The following is a 16,627-nucleotide window of genomic DNA, read 5'->3' as shown; positions in this document are numbered from 1 at the left end:
AACGATCTAGAGCAGCTGCTTCTCGATGCGTGCGGCGCTCGACGTCAGGGCTGCTGCCACTTCGGCCGGGTCCTGCGTTGAGCGGATATAGACGACGGCAACCGACGCCGGACGGCCGCCCGGCACGTTGATGGGGGCCGCCAAAGACGAAACTCCTGCAATGACTTCATCATGGCTTGCCGCGTAGCCGCGTTGACGGGCCTCGGCTGCCTCGGGCCGGTAGGGGATGTCCGGCGCCAACAGGGTCCATTCCTGTTCCGTGAGGGCCGACTGGATGGCTATGCCCGGGGCGCCGGCGCTGATCGGGTGCCGGGAGCCGGGGTGCTGGACCACAGTTGCTGCCGAATGCCTGGGCTCCACCGACACCAGTGTGATGCAGTCCTGGTGGTCCCACACCGCGACGAAGGCCGTCATGTTCAGTGTGTTCGCAAGCTGGGTGAGTTCAGGCAGGGCTGCCGATTGCAGGTTGCGTGAAACGCCGCGGGCCAGGACCGCCAGACCCGGTCCGGGCTGGACCTTGCCGGCGTCGTCCCGGACCAGGAGCGAATGATCCTCCAACGTGCGCAGGATGCGGTAGGCCACGGATCGGTGGACGCCCATGGCATCGGCAAGTTCCGCGATGGTGAGGGGCTGCTCGGCTTCCGCCAGGATTTCCAGCGCGCGGATCCCGCGTGAAAGGGTCTGCGACGGGGAAGCCTGGGCGGTCGCGGCCTGCGTGCCGGCGCCGGCGGTTTGAGTCATGCTGTCCATCCTAGGCCGGGAACAGTGGCGCTCCGCCCTGCGGGTCTTGTGTTGCAACTCACTTTGAGCTAGCGTTCTATATGGGAACTATATGTTCAAATATAGAACATTTCAAGGATGACTCCCATCGAAATCGACAACAGAGCAGACCATCCAAGGGGTCAATGATGATTGCCAAGCCCCGCCCGGGGGAGGCTCACGGAGCCGTCGGCCACGCGTCGGCTCCGAGGGCCCATCATTTTCGCGGGAGCCTCGGGAGGTTCGCCACCGGCGTCGCGATCGTGACCTTCGACGGCGCTACCAAGCGGCACGGCATCACCGTCAATTCGTTCACGTCCGTGTCCATGGAGCCGCCACTGGTCCTGGTGAGCATTGCCAGGACGGCCAGGGCGCACGACGAGCTCGCGGGCCGTCCGTTTGCGGTGAACATCCTGGGTGCCGAACAGCTGTATCTGGCAACGCATTTCGCCGGCTGGCCCGGGCCGGAACCCCGGTGGGTGGAAGGTGGCACGGCGCCGCGCCTCGCCGGTGTCCTGGCGTACTTCGAGTGCAGGCCCTGGGCTGAATACGACGGCGGCGACCACACCCTGTATCTCGGGGAAGTGGTGAACTTCGACTACCGCAGCGGCGACGCCCTGGCGTTTGCGAACGGCAGCTACACCACCATCCCGGAAAGCCAGCTGGGCATGGAGGACCTGCTGTAGCCCCGACCTCCCGCATCAGATAGAAGCGCACTGCAGCTCAACGAAGACTGGAGAAAGAACTATGGGCATCCGCACCGGCCGACAGTACCTGGACAAACTCAACGCCATGACGCCCCACGTGGTGATCGACGGGGAAGTCGTCAGTGAAAAAATCGCCGAGCATCCCGCGTTCAGGAACGTGGCCAGGTCCTACGCCAAGCTCTTCGACATGCAGCACGACCCCGCCTACCAGGAAGCGCTGACGTACACCTCGCCCTCCACGGGCGACCTGGTGAACGCGTCCTTCCTGGTTCCCCGGACCATCGAGGACCTGCAGCGCCGCCGCCGGGCCATCTCCACCTGGGCCGAATCCTCCAATGGCTTCCTGGGCCGCTCCGGGGACTATATGAATTCCTCCCTGACCGCGCTGAGCACCGCGGAAAAGTGGTTCGCCCAGGCCGACCCCGCGTTCGGCGAGAACATCCGCAGGTACTACGAATGGGCGCGGGAAAACGACGTCCTGGCCACGCACACCCTCATCCCGCCCCAGGTCAACCGCTCGGTCTCGGGCTCTGAGCAGATGGGTGGGCAGTTGTCGGCGCGCATCATCGAGGAGCGGGATGACGGCATAGTGATCAGCGGCGCCCGCATGCTGGCCACGATCGCTCCCATTGCCGACGAGCTCCTGGTGTTTCCGTCCACCGTCTTGCGGGGCACGCCGGAGGATGCCCCCTATTCCTACGCCTTTGCCATCCCCAATGATGCTCCGGGCCTGCGCTACCTCTGCCGCACTTCGCTGTACAACGGCGGCAGCACCCACGACGAGCCTCTGGCCTCGCGCTATGAGGAAATGGACGCTGTGGCCATCTTCGACAACGTCTTCGTGCCAAGCGAGCGGATTTTCATGCTCGGCCACCCGCAGCTCTGTAACGCCTTCTATACGGAAACCGGCGCGGGCGCCCTCATGACGCACCAGGTGGTAACCCGGACCATCGCCAAAAGCGAGTTCTTCCTTGGCCTGGCATCAGAGCTGGCAGAGTCCATCGGAATCGACGGCTTCCAGCACATCCAGGAGGACATCGCGGAACTGATCATCGACGTCGAGATCGGCAAGGCGCTGGTCCGTGCGTCGGAGGCTGACGCCGGCCTGAACGAGGCCGGCGTCATGCTGCCCAAGTGGACCACGCTGAATGCCGCCAGGAACTGGTACCCCAAGATTGCCCAGCGCTTCCCGCAGATCATCCGGAAGTTCTCGGCGTCCGGGCTGATGGCATTACCCGGTGAAGCCGATGTCAACAGCGAGGCCAGGGCGGACATTGAGATGTACCTGCAGGGTAAGACGCTCACCGGCCCGGAGCGCGTCCGCCTGTTCAAGCTTGCCTTTGACGCCTCCATCTCGGGGTTCTCGGGCCGGCAGTCCCTCTATGAGTATTTCTTTTTCGGAGATCCCGTCCGGATGGCCGGCGCCCTCGTGAGCAGCTACGACCGCGAGCCGGTCCGTGCCAGGGTCCGCGAATTCCTCAGCAGGCAGGACTGACCGTCCCGCCTGACAGGGCCCTGCTGCCGAAGCCCAAAAGGCCGTAGGCGGCAGAACCCGAAAGATTTAGTGCGCTTTGTCACACATTCGAGTATCCTCATACCAACTGACCGTTCGATCGGTAATTCGTTCGACGTCATTCCACATTCGGTAGTAGCACGTATCGGTACTGCCCACAGCCACGGAGTTCCAATGACCGCAACTTCACACGTCGATTCAGAGGCGGGTCCCAGCAGCAAGCACGAGGAACGGAAAGTCCTCGCAGGCACGCTGGTAGGCACCACCATCGAGTGGTACGACTTCTTCATCTTCGCCCAGCTGACAGCGACGCTGCTGTCCCCACTGTTCCTTGCCCCGTTGAACGACGCCAACCCGGGACTTGCGCAGATTCTGTCCTTCGCGCTGATCGGCATCAGCTTCCTGTTCCGTCCGCTCGGCGCCATCATCGCCGGCCACCTCGGCGACCGCCTGGGCCGCAAGGCCATGCTGGTCTTCACCCTCGTTATGATGGGCGCCGCCACTGCCCTGATCGGCATGCTGCCGACCTACAAGGACATCGGCGTCTGGGCTCCGATCCTCCTGATCCTGCTCCGCGTCATCCAGGGCTTCTCTGCCGGCGGTGAATGGGGCGGCGCCGCCCTGATGGCCGTGGAGCACGCTCCGAAGAGCAAGCGCGGGCTGTTCGGCGCCTACCCGCAGATCGGCGTTCCCGTCGGCATGATCCTGGCCACCGGCCTGCTGTACTTCCTCAACACGGGCATGTCCAAGGCAGACTTCGCTTCCTGGGGCTGGCGGGTGCCGTTCCTGCTGTCCATCGTGCTGATCGTCGTGGGCTACCTGATCCGCCGTGCGGTGGCCGAAAGCCCGGTCTTCCAGGAAATGATCGAGCGCAAGGAGAAGGCCAAGGCGCCTCTCGGCCAGCTGATCAAGTCCCACAAGAAGTCGGTGCTCTACTCCACCATGATTTTCATCGGCAACAACGCGGCAGGCTACCTGCTGATCGCGTTCTTCATCTCCTACGCCACCAAGTCATTGAAGATGCCGGTCGCGGAGATCCTCCTCGCCACCACCCTGGCTTCCTTCGGCTGGCTGATCTTCACGCTGGTGGGAGGCTGGCTTTCCGACAAGATCGGACGGGTCAAGACGTTCCTCATCGGCTACGGCATCGTGTTCGCCTGGATGATTCCGATGTTCGCCCTGATCGACACCAAGAACATCATGCTTTACGGCGTGGCACTCTTCGTGCTGACCGTCGGCCTGGGGCTGTCCTACGGCCCCATGTCCGCCATGTACGCCGAGATGTTCCCGGCCAACGTGCGCTACTCCGGCATCTCCATCGGCTATGCGTTCGGTGCGATCCTGGGCGGTGCCTTTGCGGCCACCATCGCGGAGACGCTCCTGCAGAGCACCAAGTGGACCGGCTCGATCGGTATCTACATCATGATCCTGTGCGTCATTTCGGCAATCGGTGTACTCTTGGCCGGGGAAACCAAGGGCCGCCCGCTGGGCGTCAGCAGCCACCACTAGCCGCTGGCTGAACCAAGCGGCGTTGCATGCACGACGGCGGGCGCGGACCATACGGTCCGCGCCCGCTTTTGCGTTGTCCGGCAGGCCCCGGGACTACTAAACGCCCAGGAACTCCGTTGCCGCCTGCTTGAACGCCCTGCTGGTGATCACATTGCTGTGGTTCCGGCCGGGAATCAGCAGCTGCTCCACGAGCGCCCCTGTTTTTGCACCCAGTTCGGCGAGCTCGGGCATGGTTGCGGCGCGGCCGTCCTTGTCCCCGGCGACGAGCAGCATGGGCATGTGAGGGACGGCTTCGGCAGGATCGAAAGGCTCGCCCTTGATCGCTTCCACCAGGGACAGCAGGGCAAAGATGTTGTTGCTGGGCAGCCCCAGGGCCATCTTCAGGAGGGCGGCCGTGGACTCGTCCGCGATGGGCGTGCCGTCGGCGAGGTAGCGCTGTGCGGCCACCAGGTCGAAGGCCGCCAGCGGGTCCGCGATGTTGGGGCCGCCGAGCACCAGCCGGTGAACCAGTTCGGGCTGCGTGGCGCCGAATTCCCAGGCGAGCCGGGACCCGAGGGAGTAGCCGATCACATCAAGCCCGCTGGCGGGGTCGCCGTCGCGCAAAGGACGGACGCTGGCGTCGAACGCCACCTGCAGGAGGTCCGCGCGGATCCTGCTGGGGCTGTACGAGTCCATGTCTTCCGGGGCTCCGCTGCGGCCGTGGCCGGGCAGGTCGACGGTGATGACGCGGCGGCCGGCGTCCAGCAGCGCGGCCAGCCAGCCGGTGTCCTGCCAGTTGAGCTTGGTGGAGGAGGAGAATCCGTGGAGCAGGAGGACGGGCCGCAGGCCGGCATCGGTTTCCGGCTCGTGCACCTCCACGTAAAGCTGGGGGTCGGTGCCCTCCACAGTGTGGTGGTGCTGCTCGCCGGTGTGCCTGCCGCTCATGGTGTCAGTCCTCATCAAGTACGGCGCTCAGGCGGACCCGGCGCTTCGGTGCCTCTTCCTTCGGGACCGTGCCCACGATACCGGCGGTGTTGTCCGGTACCTCAAACACAATCAGGGGCTCGCCGACATTGATCTTGTCACCGGGCCCGCCGTGGATACGCACCACTTTACCCGCCTGCGGACTGGGCAGTTCAACAGCTGATTTGGTGGTCTCCACCTCGACGAGCGGCTGGTTCCGCTCCACCTGGTCACCGGGTGAAACCAGCCATTCCAGCACGGTCGCCTCGATCAGGCCCTCACCGAGATCGGGAAGCGGGAAGGAAATTTCAGCCACGGCGGTACTCCAATACTCGCTGGATTCCGAAGAGGATCCGGTCAATGTTCGGGATGTATTCGTCTTCGAGGTCGCCGGAGGGGTACGGGACGTCGAAGCCGGTGATTCGTTCCACGGGAGCCTTGAGGGTGTCGAAGCAGCTCTGTGTGATCAGTTGGGCGACTTCGGCGCCGAGCCCCGAAGTCCGCGGTGCTTCATGGACGACGACGGCGCGCCGCGTCTTCCGTACGGACGCCGCCAGTGCGGCTTCGTCGATCGGCTTGAGCCAGCGCAGGTCGAGGACCTCCACATCGATTCCGTCCTCCGCGGCGAGCCCGGCCACCTGCAGGCAGCGGGCCACCATGGCGCCCCAGGCAATCAGGGTCAGGTGGCGGCCTTCGCGCATGACCTTCGCGCCGGTGGGGGCGCCTCCCGCGGGGGAGCCACCACCGGGGGAACCGGACGGGTCCGCGGAGTCGAAGTCGACCTCGCCTTTTTGCCAGTAACGGGACTTCGGCTCCATGAAGATCACGGGGTCCGGCCGCGTGGCGGCGTACTTGAGCAGGTGGTAGGCCTCGTGCGGGTTCGACGGCGAGACCACCTTCAGCCCGGGCACGTGTGCAAAGAGCGCTTCAAGGCTTTCCCCGTGGTGCTCCGGGGCGCGGATACCGCCGAAGCTGGGCACGCGCAGGGTGATCGGCATCGGCATGGTGCCGCGGCTGCGGTAGTTCATCCGGGCGATCTGGCAGACGATCTGGTTGATGGCCGGATAGGCGAAGCCGTCGAACTGGACCTCGGGAATGGGGTGGAATCCGGCCATGGCCAGGCCCACGGACATGCCCAGGATGCCTGACTCGGCGAGCGGGGTGTCAAACACCCGGCCGGTGCCGTACTTCGCCTGGAGACCGTCCGTAATCCGGAACACGCCGCCCAGCCGGCCGCAGTCCTCACCGAAGACCAGCGATTTCGGGTTGCCGGCCAGCACCTCGTCCAGGGCCCGGTTCAGGGCCTGCTGCATGGAAAGCTGTTCCACTCCGTGGCGTGGAGTTCCGTCGGCCATGGCGGCCCCGCTTTCTAGGATGGCGTTAGACATGTTCGGACTCCTCGCGCCAGTTGGCGGCCTGGGCCTGCAGGGCAGGCGTGGTTTCCTGGAAGACCAGGTCGAACATTTCGACGCCGGGGCGTGAGCCGAGCGACTGGATCCCCGCCCGGACGTGTTCTTCTTCGGCCTTGGCGGCTGCGAGTGCCTCAGCGAAAAAGGCCTCGTCGGCGACTCCGTCGGCGAGCAGCCCCTTCCGGAAACGCTCCAGGGGGTCTTCCCCTGCGTCGTCGCGCTCTTCATTGAGCGAACGGTACCGGCCAGGGTCATCGGACGTGGAGTGCGGGCCGCGGCGGTAGGTCATCGCCTCGATGAGGACCGGGCCGTGGCCGGCCCGTGCGTGCGCCAAGGCGCGCCGGGTCGCATCCACCACTGCTACCACGTCGTTCCCGTCGATCCGCAGTGCCGGGATGCCGTAGCCGGCAGCGCGGGCCGCCACCGAGCCGCCGGCCACCTGGCGTTCGGTGGGAACCGAGATGGCCCAGCCGTTGTTTTGGACAAAGAAGACCACGGGGGCCTTCATGACCGCCGCGAAATTCATGGCTTCATGGACGTCGCCCTGGGAGGATGCGCCGTCGCCGAAATACGCCATTGCCACGCCGTCCGTCTGATCCAGGGTCTGGCCGTGGGCCCAGCCCACGGCGTGGAGCACGGAACCGCCAACCACGGCCTGGATGGGTGCAAGCCGGGATTCCAGGGGGTTGTAGAGCCCGCCGTGCCGCGTGGCCTTGTGCGTGGACATATACGCCACCATGTCCACGCCCATGGCCCGGGCCACGCCCATTTCGCGGTAGGTGGGGAAGACAAAGTCGCGGGTGGTGTCCACGGCGTAGCCGCTTCCCACCTGTGCGGCCTCCTGGCCCAGCTCGGGGGCGTAGCCGGGGATGAGGCCCTGCCGCTGCCAGCCGATCGCCGAGGTGTCCAGGTGCCGCACGGCCACCATCAGCGAATACAGTTCACGGAGCTGGTCACCGGTCAGCGGCTCGGCCGGCTGGCCGGACAGTTGGCCGGAGAGCGGTCCCGGAAGCCGGCCGGCGTCGTTGCCGGCGGCGGGGGAAGGCGAGGTATCCATAACTGTGACCCTAGTCACCCGCGGAATGCCCGGCAATCAGTTCATGATTCGCTAGCCAGATTGCCGAAAGCTGCCATGAGCAGGGCCGCATCGCATAGCAATTTGTTTAGCGGAATCGGGAGTGGTCCGCAGCCGTGGCGCGACTTGGTCGGGGAGCGGGCCTACTTGGCTGCGCTGCCCTGCCGCGACGCTGCCACTCGTGCCCCGAGCCAGCAGGCGCCGGCAATCCCGGCAACCAGGGCGATGGTGCTGAAGAGCTGCCGGCTGCTCTCGGCGCCGCTGAAGCCGACGGCGAAGATCAGTGCCAGCAGGACAAGCCCGAAGATCGTCAGGCCCGGGAACCCCCTCATCCGCAGCGGAAGCTCAGTGCCGTCACGGTCCGCCCTGCGGCGCAGGATCAGCTGGGAGATGAGGGCGGAACCCCAGACCATGAGGCAGGTTGAGCCCACCAGCTGGAAGAGCGCCGGCAGGATCTGTTCCGGAAAAAGGAGCTCCAATACGGCGGCAATGAAGCCGAAGGCCACGGATACGCCCACGGCAACCACCGGCACCCTGGCCTTGTTCAGCTTCGACAGGAAGCGCGGAGCCTCGCCGCGTTGGGCCAGGGAGTAGATCATCCGGGAGGAGCCGTAGAGATTGGCGTTCAGGGCGGACAACAGCGCGATGACTGCCACAAGGGTGATGGCCGTGCCGGCACCCGGGATGCGTGCGGCGTCGAGGACACCGGCGAACGGTGACGACAGGGATTCGGAAGTCGCCGGCAGGACCGCGGCAATGACAAAGACGGAGCCGACGTAGAACACGAGGATTCGCCAAAGCACCGTACGGATGGCAAGGCCCACGCTGTGGCGCGGGTTCTCGGTCTCAGCCGCAGCCACGCTCACGATCTCAGTGCCGCCGAAGGCGAAGATGACCACAAAGAGCGCTGTAGCAATTCCACCGAGGCCTGCCGGCGCGAAGTTGCCGGTGATGTTGCCCAGGCCCGGGCTTGGCGCGTCAGGCAGCAGGCCCAGGAGAAGGGCCGTTCCGATGCCAAGGAACAGCAGGATTGCCGCCACCTTGAGGATCGCGAACCAGAACTCGAATTCGCCAAAGTTGTTCACGCCGGCCAGGTTGATGACCGTAAAGAGGGCCATGAAGACCAGGGACAGCGCCCAGACGGGAACCACCGGCCACACCGTGAACAGCAGGCCGGCTGCGCCAAGTGCCTCGGCGGCAATGACCACCACCAGCTGCAGCCACCACAGCCAGCCCACGGTTGCCCCGGCGGTGCGGCCCATGGCTTTCTCCGCATAGACGGAGAACGCGCCGCTGTTCGGGTTGGCTGCAGCCATCTCACCCAGGGCCCACATGACCAGGATGATCAGTGTGCCGGCCACGAGGTAGGAGATCAGGACGGCCGGCCCTGCGGCCTGGACGCCCGCCCCCGAGCCCAGGAACAGTCCGGCTCCGATAGCGCTTCCCAGTCCCATCATGGTGAGCTGGCGGGGTTTCATGCTGTGGCCGAGCGAGGTGGATGGGCGCTCTGCGGTGGACTTCATCGTCATGCTTGCGAACCTTCTTGTGGTCGGTGGTCTGGTCCTTTTGGGACATATTGAATTTACCGCCCCGGGCGGAACGCTTCGCACTCCGTTCGTGAGAGCATGGGGGCAGTTTGCGGGAGAAGCGCCTTCTTTTTCGGCGATCTGTGACCTGTTTGGCCGGGTTGAAAGGAAAATCGATGAACGTGGACACGCTGGACGCAAAAATTGTCCGATTCTTCACGGATTCACCCAGGGCGTCGGTGCTCGAAGCCTCGCGGGTCCTGAAGATTGCCCGCGCCACGGTGCAGTCCCGGCTGGACCGGATGACCGCCGGCGGGGTTATCGGGTCCTGGGTACCCCAGCCGGACCCGTCCCGCTTCGGCTATCCCGTGGTGGCGTTCTGTTCGCTCACCATCAACCAGGACCTGGGCCATGACGCGGTGGTCGAAGCGCTTGCCCGCATTCCTGAACTCACGGAAATCCACACGGTTTCCGGCAGTTCGGACCTGATGGCACGGGTCGTGGCACGGTCCAACCCTGACCTGCAGCGGGTTCTGGATGCCATGATCGCCACAAAGACGGTGCTCCGGTCCTCGTCCGTGATCGTGTTGAACACCCACTTCCAGGGCCGGACCCTGCCGTTGCTCGAGGCTGCTGCCGCAATGTGACCTGAAGCATTTTGCCTCAGGGCCGGGCAGTCGTACCATTAGTTCTAGTCATATTGACTATAACTAGCCGAAGCGCCCCCGACGGGGACGCCGGCCGAAGCTCAGAGGCGCCGCCAGGCGCGAGGAAAGCGGGGTGAACCGCTGTGTACACAAGCTCTGCCAACGTTGCTGAGCGGCAGTCAGCGCCGCCGTCGCTCGCCATTTCCACGGTGATCTTTGCCCTCCGCCCCAGCGAGACGTCCGGCCGTCCCACACTGTGGCTCCCGCTGGTGCGCCGCATCCGTGAGCCGTTCAAGGGCCTGTGGGCGCTGCCCGGAGGTCCGCTGACCCACGCCGAATCCCTGCAGGATGCGGCCTCCCGGAACCTGCGGGAAACCACCGGGCTGGCCCCCAATTACCTGGAGCAGCTCTACGCCTTCGGCGGCCTCCACCGCTCTCCGACCCAGCGCGTGGTGTCCATCGTTTACTGGGCGCTGGTCCAGCCCACGGAAGCCGCGCTCGCCGACGAGTCCGAAAACGTCAGGTGGTTCCGCGCGGACCGCCTGGGAGACCTGGCCTTCGACCACAACGCGATCGTGGACTACGCCCTCGGACGCCTGCGGAACAAGCTGGCTTATGGTTCCGTTGCCTACCACTTGCTGGGGGAGTACTTCACCCTGGCCCAGGTCCGGGAGGTCTACGAAGCCGTCCTTGACCGTGAGCTGGATCCGGCAAACTTCCGCCGCCAGCTCAAGTCCACGCCGGAAATCGAAGAAACCGGCGAATACCTGCAGGGCGGGAAGCACCGCCCTCCCCGCCTCTACCGCTTTACCGGCCGCCCCGGCCTTGACCCAGATAACAGGAGCACACCATGAGCAGCGTCAACACGGCAATCCAGTTGATCACTCGCGAACAGGCCGAACGAAAGGCCGCAGGCGTTGCAGCCGGCACTGCCGCTGCTGCAACGTGTAGCCCGGCACTGGCCCGCGGGCCCTGGGACTACGATCTCGCCGAAGCCCTCGCCGGTGTGCCCGCCTACGGTCCGGGCGCCTCAAGCGCCGACGTCGCCCCCGCCGCCACCCCGCGCCAGGGCCAGTTGCCGGAGGAATACAAGAAGGCAAGCGACGCGGAACTGGACGCCCGCATCAGGGCCGCCAAAGCAACCCTCGGGGACAAAGCCGTTATCCTGGGGCACTTCTACCAGCGGGACGAGGTCATCGAATACGCCGACTTCGTGGGCGACTCCTTCCAGCTGGCCAATGCCGCTCTCACCAGGCCGGACGCCGAAGCCATCATCTTCTGCGGCGTGCACTTCATGGCGGAAACCGCGGACATCCTGTCCAAGCCTGACCAGGCGGTCATCCTGCCCAACCTCGCAGCGGGCTGCTCCATGGCGGACATGGCGGACATCGATTCCGTGACCGAGTGCTGGGAACAGCTGGAGGAACTCTTCGGCACCGAGCCCGACGCCGACGGCCGGGTTCCGGTCATCCCGGTCACCTACATGAACTCCTCCGCCGCCCTCAAGGGCTTCTGCGGCGAGAACGGCGGCATCGTCTGCACGTCATCCAATGCCGCCACGGTTCTCGAGTGGGCCTTCCAGCGCGGCCAGCGGGTCCTCTTCTTCCCGGACCAGCACCTGGGCCGCAACACCGCCAAGGCCATGGGCGTGCCGATGGAGCAGATGCCCCTGTGGAATCCGCGCAAGGACTTCGGAGGCAACGACGAACAGACCCTGCTCGATTCCCGCGTGATCCTCTGGCACGGCTTCTGCTCGGTGCACAAGCGCTTCAACGTGGGGCAGATCGAGAAGGCCCGCGCCGAGTTCCCGGGCATCAACGTGATTGTGCACCCCGAGTGCCCGATGGAAGTTGTGGACGCCGCCGATTCCGCGGGGTCCACCGACTTCATCAGGAAGGCCATCGCTGCGGCCACGGAACCGACCACGTTTGCCATCGGCACCGAGATCAACATGGTCAACCGGCTCGCCGCGGAGTACCCCCGGCACACGATCTTCTGCCTGGACCCGGTGATCTGCCCGTGCTCCACCATGTACCGGATCCACCCGGGCTACCTCGCCTGGGTGCTGGAGGCGCTGGTCAACGGTGAAACCCTGAACCGCATCACCGTTGACGACGACGTTGCAGCGCCCGCGCGCGTAGCCCTCGAGCGGATGCTGGCGGCGCGGCCGTGACCACGGCCCGTGCGGCCCGCAAGGGCGCGCTCGAAGATGCGCCGCAGCGCCGCCGCCTCGTGGTGGTGGGCAGCGGGATTGCCGGGCTCTACGCAGCGCTGCTGGCGGCCGACGCCGAAGGGGGCACCGCGGCGGACGTTGTCCTGCTGAGCAAGGGGCAGCTGGAGCACAGCAACACCTTCTACGCCCAGGGCGGCGTGTCGGCCGTGCTGGAGCCCGGCGAAGCCGCCCCCGGCGACACCGTGGATGCGCATGTCGCCGACACGCTGGCAGCAGGTGCGGGTCTGAACAACCTCGAAGCCGTGCGGATCCTTTGCACGGAAGCAGTGCGGGACATCGCCGGTCTGCGGCGGTACGGAGTCCTTTTCGACGCCGACGCGCAGGGGGACACCGCGCTGGGGCTGGAGGCTGCCCATTCCGCGCCACGCATCCTGCACGCCGGTGGAGACGCCACCGGAGCCCGCATTGCCCGCGGCCTGATCGCCGCCGTCCTGGAGCGCGCGGTGTCCGGCCGGCTCCGGCTGGAAACCGGTGCGTTTGTCACTGAACTGACGACGGCGGACGGCCGGGTGACCGGCGTGAATTACCTGCAGAACGGCGAACTCAAGAGACTGCCTGCGGCGGGCGTCCTGCTCGCCACCGGCGGCGCGGGCAGGATCTTCGCACGCACCAGCAACCCCCCGGTTGCCACGGCGGACGGACTGGCGCTGGCTTGGCGCGCCGGCGCCGTGGTGGGCGACCTCGAATTCTTCCAGTTCCACCCCACCACCATGGCGATGCCGGAGACAGCAGGCGGCCCGCCGCCCCTGCTGGTGTCTGAAGCAGTCCGCGGCGAAGGCGCGGTGCTGCTGGCTGCCGACGGCCACCGTTTCATGCCGGACTATCATCCGGACGCGGAACTCGCGCCGCGCGACGTCGTCTCCCGCAGCATCGCGCTGCATCTGGCCCGGACCGGCGCACCGGCGGACAGTCCGGTGTTCCTCGACGCCCGGGGCATTGAAGCAGCAAGGGGCTCCGGTTTCCTGGCACGGCGGTTCCCCACGATCTCCGCCGCCACGGCAGCAGCAGGCTTCGACTGGACCGCTGAACCGCTGCCGGTGTCTCCGGCCGCCCATTACTGGATGGGCGGAGTGGTAACGGACGTGGACGGGCGAACCACCGTTCCGGGACTTTACGCAGCGGGCGAGGTGGCCTGCACCGGCGCCCAGGGCGCCAACAGGCTGGCCAGCAATTCGCTGCTCGAAGGGCTGGTCTTCGGGCGGCGTGCTGTGGAGTCCTTCCTTGATGGGGAGCCGGGTTGGGTCTCGGCTGCCGGCGTTCCTCCGCGTGCTGTCTCGGCCGCGGGCGGCCTCACCTTGACGCACGCTTCCGGAACACCCGCAGTCGACGACTCACATCTCACTTTCGCGTACGGGGAAAGTTCCCCAGCGGAGGCCCCCGAAGGTGTTGTTAGGACTGTGACTGAACCCGGGCCGTTTTCCCGTGGCGCTCTGGGGCGGTTGATGACGGGTGCTGCCGGGGTGTTGCGCACAGGTGCGGAACTCGACGCCGCAGCCGCGCAGCTTGCCCTGTGGGAGGCTTCAATCAGTTCCACTGAAGCCCGGGACCCCCGCGAACACGAGGACCGCAACTTGCTGCTGGCCGCCCGGTTGCTGGTGGAGGCAGCCCGGAAACGGACGGTATCCGTGGGCGCCCACCACCGGGCCGACACGGATCATGCGCCCGCCCCCACCCATTCCATGCAAAGGATCTCCTCATGACCACCACAGCCGTTGAAACGACAGCCCTGACGGGCGTTGCGCTGACCGGCAGCCTTCCCGAAGCAGCAGTGCAGGATGTGCTGCGCGCTGCGCTCGCCGAGGATGCCCCCTATGGCGACATCACCTCGCAGGTCCTCATCCCCGCGGAGGCCCGCGCGACGGCGGTGCTGAACGCCCGGGTGCCGGGAGTCCTGAGCGGAGGAACCGTGTTCGCAGCGGCCATGAAGCTCACGGACCCGGACGCCGTCGTCGAGCTGCTGGTGGCGGACGGCGAACGGTTTGGCGCGGGGACGCCGCTGGCCAGGGTGACCGGCAACGCCCGCGCGGTCCTGCTGGCCGAGCGCGTGGCTCTGAACCTGGTCCAACGGCTGAGTGCGATCGCCACAAAAACCGCTGAATTCGTGGACCTCGTCCAGGGAACCAAAGCCCGGATCACGGACACCCGGAAGACGACGCCAGGCCTGCGCGTGTTGGAACGCTATGCCGTTCGCTGCGGCGGCGGCGCCAACCACCGCTTCAGCCTGTCCGACGCCGTGCTGGCCAAGGACAACCACCTCGCGGTCATCACCGGAGGGGACCCGGCGAAACTCACCGCTGTGCTCAGGGCGGCCAAGGCGCAGCTCGGCCACACCACCCACTTCGAGGTTGAAGTGGACCGGATGGAACAGGTGGAGCCGGTCCTCGCCGCCGGTGTGGACACCATCATGCTGGACAACTTCACGCTCGAGGAACTGGCCGCCGGAGTGGCCCTGGTGGACGGGCGGGCACGGGTGGAAGCCAGCGGCAACGTCAACCTCGGGACCGTGGCAGCGATCGCTGCCACGGGTGTGGACGTCATTTCCATCGGCGGCCTCACCCACAGCGTCATCGCCCTTGACCTGGGCCTGGACGTTGAACTGACGGTGGGCTGAACCGGCCATGATCTTCCTTGACGCAGCGGCCACCACGCCGGTCCGCCGCGAAGTGCTGGAAGCCATGTGGCCCTACCTCACCGGCGAATTCGGGAACCCGTCGAGCCACCACTCGCTCGGCGAGTCCGCCGCCGCGGCGCTCGCAACCGCCCGCACAGCCACCTCCAGGGCGCTGAACTGCCGTCCGGCCGAGATCACCTTCACCTCCGGCGGCACCGAGGCGGACAACCTCGCCGTAAAGGGCATCGCGCTGGCCCGGCAGGCTGCGGACCCGGCCCTCAACCGCGTGGTGATCAGCGCCGTCGAACATCCCGCGGTGGAGGAATCTGCGCGCTACCTCGAACGCTTCCACGGGTTCACCGTTGATATCGTCCCGGTGGACGGCTTTGGGCAGGTCACGCCGGACGCCCTGGCGGCTGTCCTGCGTCCGGAGACCGCGCTGGTCAGCGTGATGTACGCCAACAATGAGGTGGGGACCGTCCAGCCCATCCGGCAGCTCGCCGGCCTGGCCCGGGAATCGGGGATTCCGTTCCACACCGATGCCGTCCAGGCTGCGGGCTGGCTGCCGCTGGACACGAAGATTCTGGGCGTGGACGCCATGAGCATCTCCGGGCACAAACTCGGGGCGCCGAAAGGGAACGGGGCCCTGTTCGTGCGGAGCCGCACCCGCGTTGAGCCCCTGCTCCATGGCGGCGGGCAGGAACGCGGCCGCCGCTCAGGAACAGAGAACGTTGCCGGCGCCGTGGCCCTGGCCACCGCGCTGTCGTTGGTCCGCCCCGAACAGGAGCACGTGGCCGCCCTGCGGGACGAATTCATCCGCGAGGTCCTGGCGGGAGTCCCTGGCGCGCAGCTGACCGGCCACCCGCTGGAGCGGCTGCCGTCGGTGGCTTCGTTCTGCTTCCCGGGAACCAGCGGCGAATCAGTGCTCCTTGAACTGGAACGGCAAGGCGTGGTGTGCTCCAGCGGATCGGCCTGCGCGGCAGGGTCCGACGCCGCCTCGCCGGTGCTACTGGCAATGGGCATTCGGTCCGAAGTTGCCCAGACCGCCGTCCGCTTCAGCTTTGATGCCGCAGTGACAGCGGCGGAACTGCACGAAGCCGCAGCAGCCGTCAGGAACGCCGTTGGCAGTGTGCTGACGCTCGGTATCCGCTAGGCGGGCAACATCGCGCCGGCAGCGGTGCTGCGTCAGCGGTGCCGTGCGCGGCGGAAGATCCAGTGCCGCAGGAGCGCGAAGCGCACGGCGGTTGCCAGGAACCCGGACAGCGTGGTGGTCCACAGCTCATCCGACATGGTGGCCTCCGGGTTGAGCCAGTGCAGCACGCCGAGGCTGCCGCCGGTGATCACCAGCGCAATGACGATCACCACGAGGCCGCTCAGGTGATCCCTGCCAACTTTCCCGCGGCCCGAAATCTTGAACGTGAGCCGCCGGTTCAGGGCCGTGTTCATGACCGAGGTAATGATCAGCGCTGCGGCATTGGCCAGCTGGGACCCCAGCCAGGGCCGGAGCAGGGCGTACAGGGCAAGTGAGGTCACCGTGCACACGATGCCCACGCCGGTGAACCGGAGCAGCTGCCGGACGGCCGGAAAGCGAAGCATGCCACGGTAGTGTTTCGTGGCTGGAAGGCGCCGCGCGGCAGTTGCGGAACCGGACTGTTGCGTCAGCGGGACGGCGGGCGCAGCAGGTGATTCCATCGCT

16 protein-coding genes are annotated in these 16,627 nt (G+C 66.4%); 9 read left to right on the top strand and 7 right to left on the bottom strand.

Annotation, left to right across the window (positions count from 1 at the left end; translation table 11 throughout):
• Positions 1-6: 6 nt before the first annotated feature.
• A complete protein-coding gene (locus ACSQ12_RS13375; protein WP_436065710.1) occupies positions 7-741 on the bottom strand; it encodes an IclR family transcriptional regulator in 735 nt (244 codons plus the stop codon).
• Positions 742-908: 167 nt separating this feature from the next.
• On the opposite strand from ACSQ12_RS13375, the gene ACSQ12_RS13370 reads away from it, so the two are divergent.
• From ACSQ12_RS13370 to ACSQ12_RS13360, 3 genes are all read left to right on the top strand, one after another.
• The gene (locus ACSQ12_RS13370; protein WP_436066999.1) at positions 909-1,445 is read left to right on the top strand and encodes a flavin reductase family protein; all 537 of its coding nucleotides are present in this window, start codon (positions 909-911) and stop codon (positions 1,443-1,445) included.
• A gap of 61 nt (positions 1,446-1,506) precedes the next feature.
• Positions 1,507-2,961 (top strand): 4-hydroxyphenylacetate 3-monooxygenase, oxygenase component, encoded by a 1,455-nt coding sequence (gene hpaB, locus ACSQ12_RS13365; RefSeq protein WP_436065709.1) that lies wholly within the window; start codon positions 1,507-1,509, stop codon positions 2,959-2,961.
• Positions 2,962-3,153: 192 nt separating this feature from the next.
• A complete protein-coding gene (locus tag ACSQ12_RS13360; RefSeq protein WP_209743735.1) occupies positions 3,154-4,488 on the top strand; it encodes an MFS transporter in 1,335 nt (444 codons plus the stop codon).
• Between the two features lie 96 nt (positions 4,489-4,584).
• Here the strand turns inward: ACSQ12_RS13360 and ACSQ12_RS13355 are convergent, their stop codons facing one another.
• The 5 genes from ACSQ12_RS13355 to ACSQ12_RS13335 all read right to left on the bottom strand — a co-directional run bounded on the left by ACSQ12_RS13355 (position 4,585) and on the right by ACSQ12_RS13335 (position 9,443).
• Positions 4,585-5,412, bottom strand: coding sequence for an alpha/beta fold hydrolase (locus ACSQ12_RS13355; protein WP_436065708.1), 828 nt, complete (start codon positions 5,410-5,412; stop codon positions 4,585-4,587).
• A 4-nt stretch (positions 5,413-5,416) separates the two neighbouring features.
• Positions 5,417-5,746 (bottom strand): biotin/lipoyl-containing protein, encoded by a 330-nt coding sequence (locus ACSQ12_RS13350; RefSeq protein WP_043482513.1) that lies wholly within the window; start codon positions 5,744-5,746, stop codon positions 5,417-5,419.
• Positions 5,739-6,818, bottom strand: a complete 1,080-nt coding sequence (locus ACSQ12_RS13345; protein WP_436065707.1) for an alpha-ketoacid dehydrogenase subunit beta — start codon at positions 6,816-6,818, stop codon at positions 5,739-5,741. The genes ACSQ12_RS13350 and ACSQ12_RS13345 overlap by 8 nt, the downstream gene beginning before the upstream one ends.
• Positions 6,811-7,767, bottom strand: a complete 957-nt coding sequence (locus tag ACSQ12_RS13340; protein WP_436066998.1) for a thiamine pyrophosphate-dependent enzyme — start codon at positions 7,765-7,767, stop codon at positions 6,811-6,813. The genes ACSQ12_RS13345 and ACSQ12_RS13340 overlap by 8 nt, the downstream gene beginning before the upstream one ends.
• 290 nt (positions 7,768-8,057) lie before the next feature.
• A complete protein-coding gene (locus ACSQ12_RS13335) occupies positions 8,058-9,443 on the bottom strand; it encodes an amino acid permease (protein WP_436065706.1) in 1,386 nt (461 codons plus the stop codon).
• Between the two features lie 173 nt (positions 9,444-9,616).
• Here ACSQ12_RS13335 and ACSQ12_RS13330 point away from each other — a divergent pair, with 173 nt between their 5' ends.
• The 6 genes from ACSQ12_RS13330 to ACSQ12_RS13305 all read left to right on the top strand — a co-directional run bounded on the left by ACSQ12_RS13330 (position 9,617) and on the right by ACSQ12_RS13305 (position 16,084).
• Complete coding sequence (locus ACSQ12_RS13330; protein ID WP_209743751.1) at positions 9,617-10,087, top strand: Lrp/AsnC family transcriptional regulator; 471 nt, start codon at positions 9,617-9,619, stop codon at positions 10,085-10,087.
• A 143-nt stretch (positions 10,088-10,230) separates the two neighbouring features.
• Positions 10,231-10,941 carry an NUDIX hydrolase gene (locus ACSQ12_RS13325; protein ID WP_209743754.1) on the top strand — a complete coding sequence of 237 codons (711 nt, stop codon included), beginning with the start codon at positions 10,231-10,233 and terminating at the stop codon, positions 10,939-10,941.
• A complete protein-coding gene (gene nadA / locus ACSQ12_RS13320; protein ID WP_436065705.1) occupies positions 10,938-12,260 on the top strand; it encodes a quinolinate synthase NadA in 1,323 nt (440 codons plus the stop codon). The genes ACSQ12_RS13325 and nadA overlap by 4 nt, the downstream gene beginning before the upstream one ends.
• Positions 12,257-14,020, top strand: coding sequence for an L-aspartate oxidase (locus ACSQ12_RS13315; RefSeq protein ID WP_436065704.1), 1,764 nt, complete (start codon positions 12,257-12,259; stop codon positions 14,018-14,020). The genes nadA and ACSQ12_RS13315 overlap by 4 nt, the downstream gene beginning before the upstream one ends.
• Positions 14,017-14,931 (top strand): carboxylating nicotinate-nucleotide diphosphorylase, encoded by a 915-nt coding sequence (gene nadC, locus ACSQ12_RS13310; protein ID WP_436065703.1) that lies wholly within the window; start codon positions 14,017-14,019, stop codon positions 14,929-14,931. Before ACSQ12_RS13315 ends, nadC begins: the two co-directional genes overlap by 4 nt.
• Before the next feature lie 7 nt (positions 14,932-14,938).
• On the top strand, positions 14,939-16,084 hold the full coding sequence (locus ACSQ12_RS13305) for a cysteine desulfurase family protein (protein ID WP_436065702.1): 1,146 nt from the start codon (positions 14,939-14,941) through the stop codon (positions 16,082-16,084).
• 32 nt (positions 16,085-16,116) lie between these two features.
• Here the strand turns inward: ACSQ12_RS13305 and ACSQ12_RS13300 are convergent, their stop codons facing one another.
• Positions 16,117-16,623 (bottom strand): GtrA family protein, encoded by a 507-nt coding sequence (locus ACSQ12_RS13300; RefSeq protein WP_436065701.1) that lies wholly within the window; start codon positions 16,621-16,623, stop codon positions 16,117-16,119.
• Positions 16,624-16,627 lie beyond the last annotated feature (4 nt).

Origin of the sequence: Arthrobacter sp. LjRoot14, from assembly GCF_964253905.1 — a bacterium.
In the GTDB taxonomy this organism is placed as follows: domain Bacteria; phylum Actinomycetota; class Actinomycetes; order Actinomycetales; family Micrococcaceae; genus Arthrobacter.
This window is presented reverse-complemented; position numbering and strand designations above follow the sequence as displayed.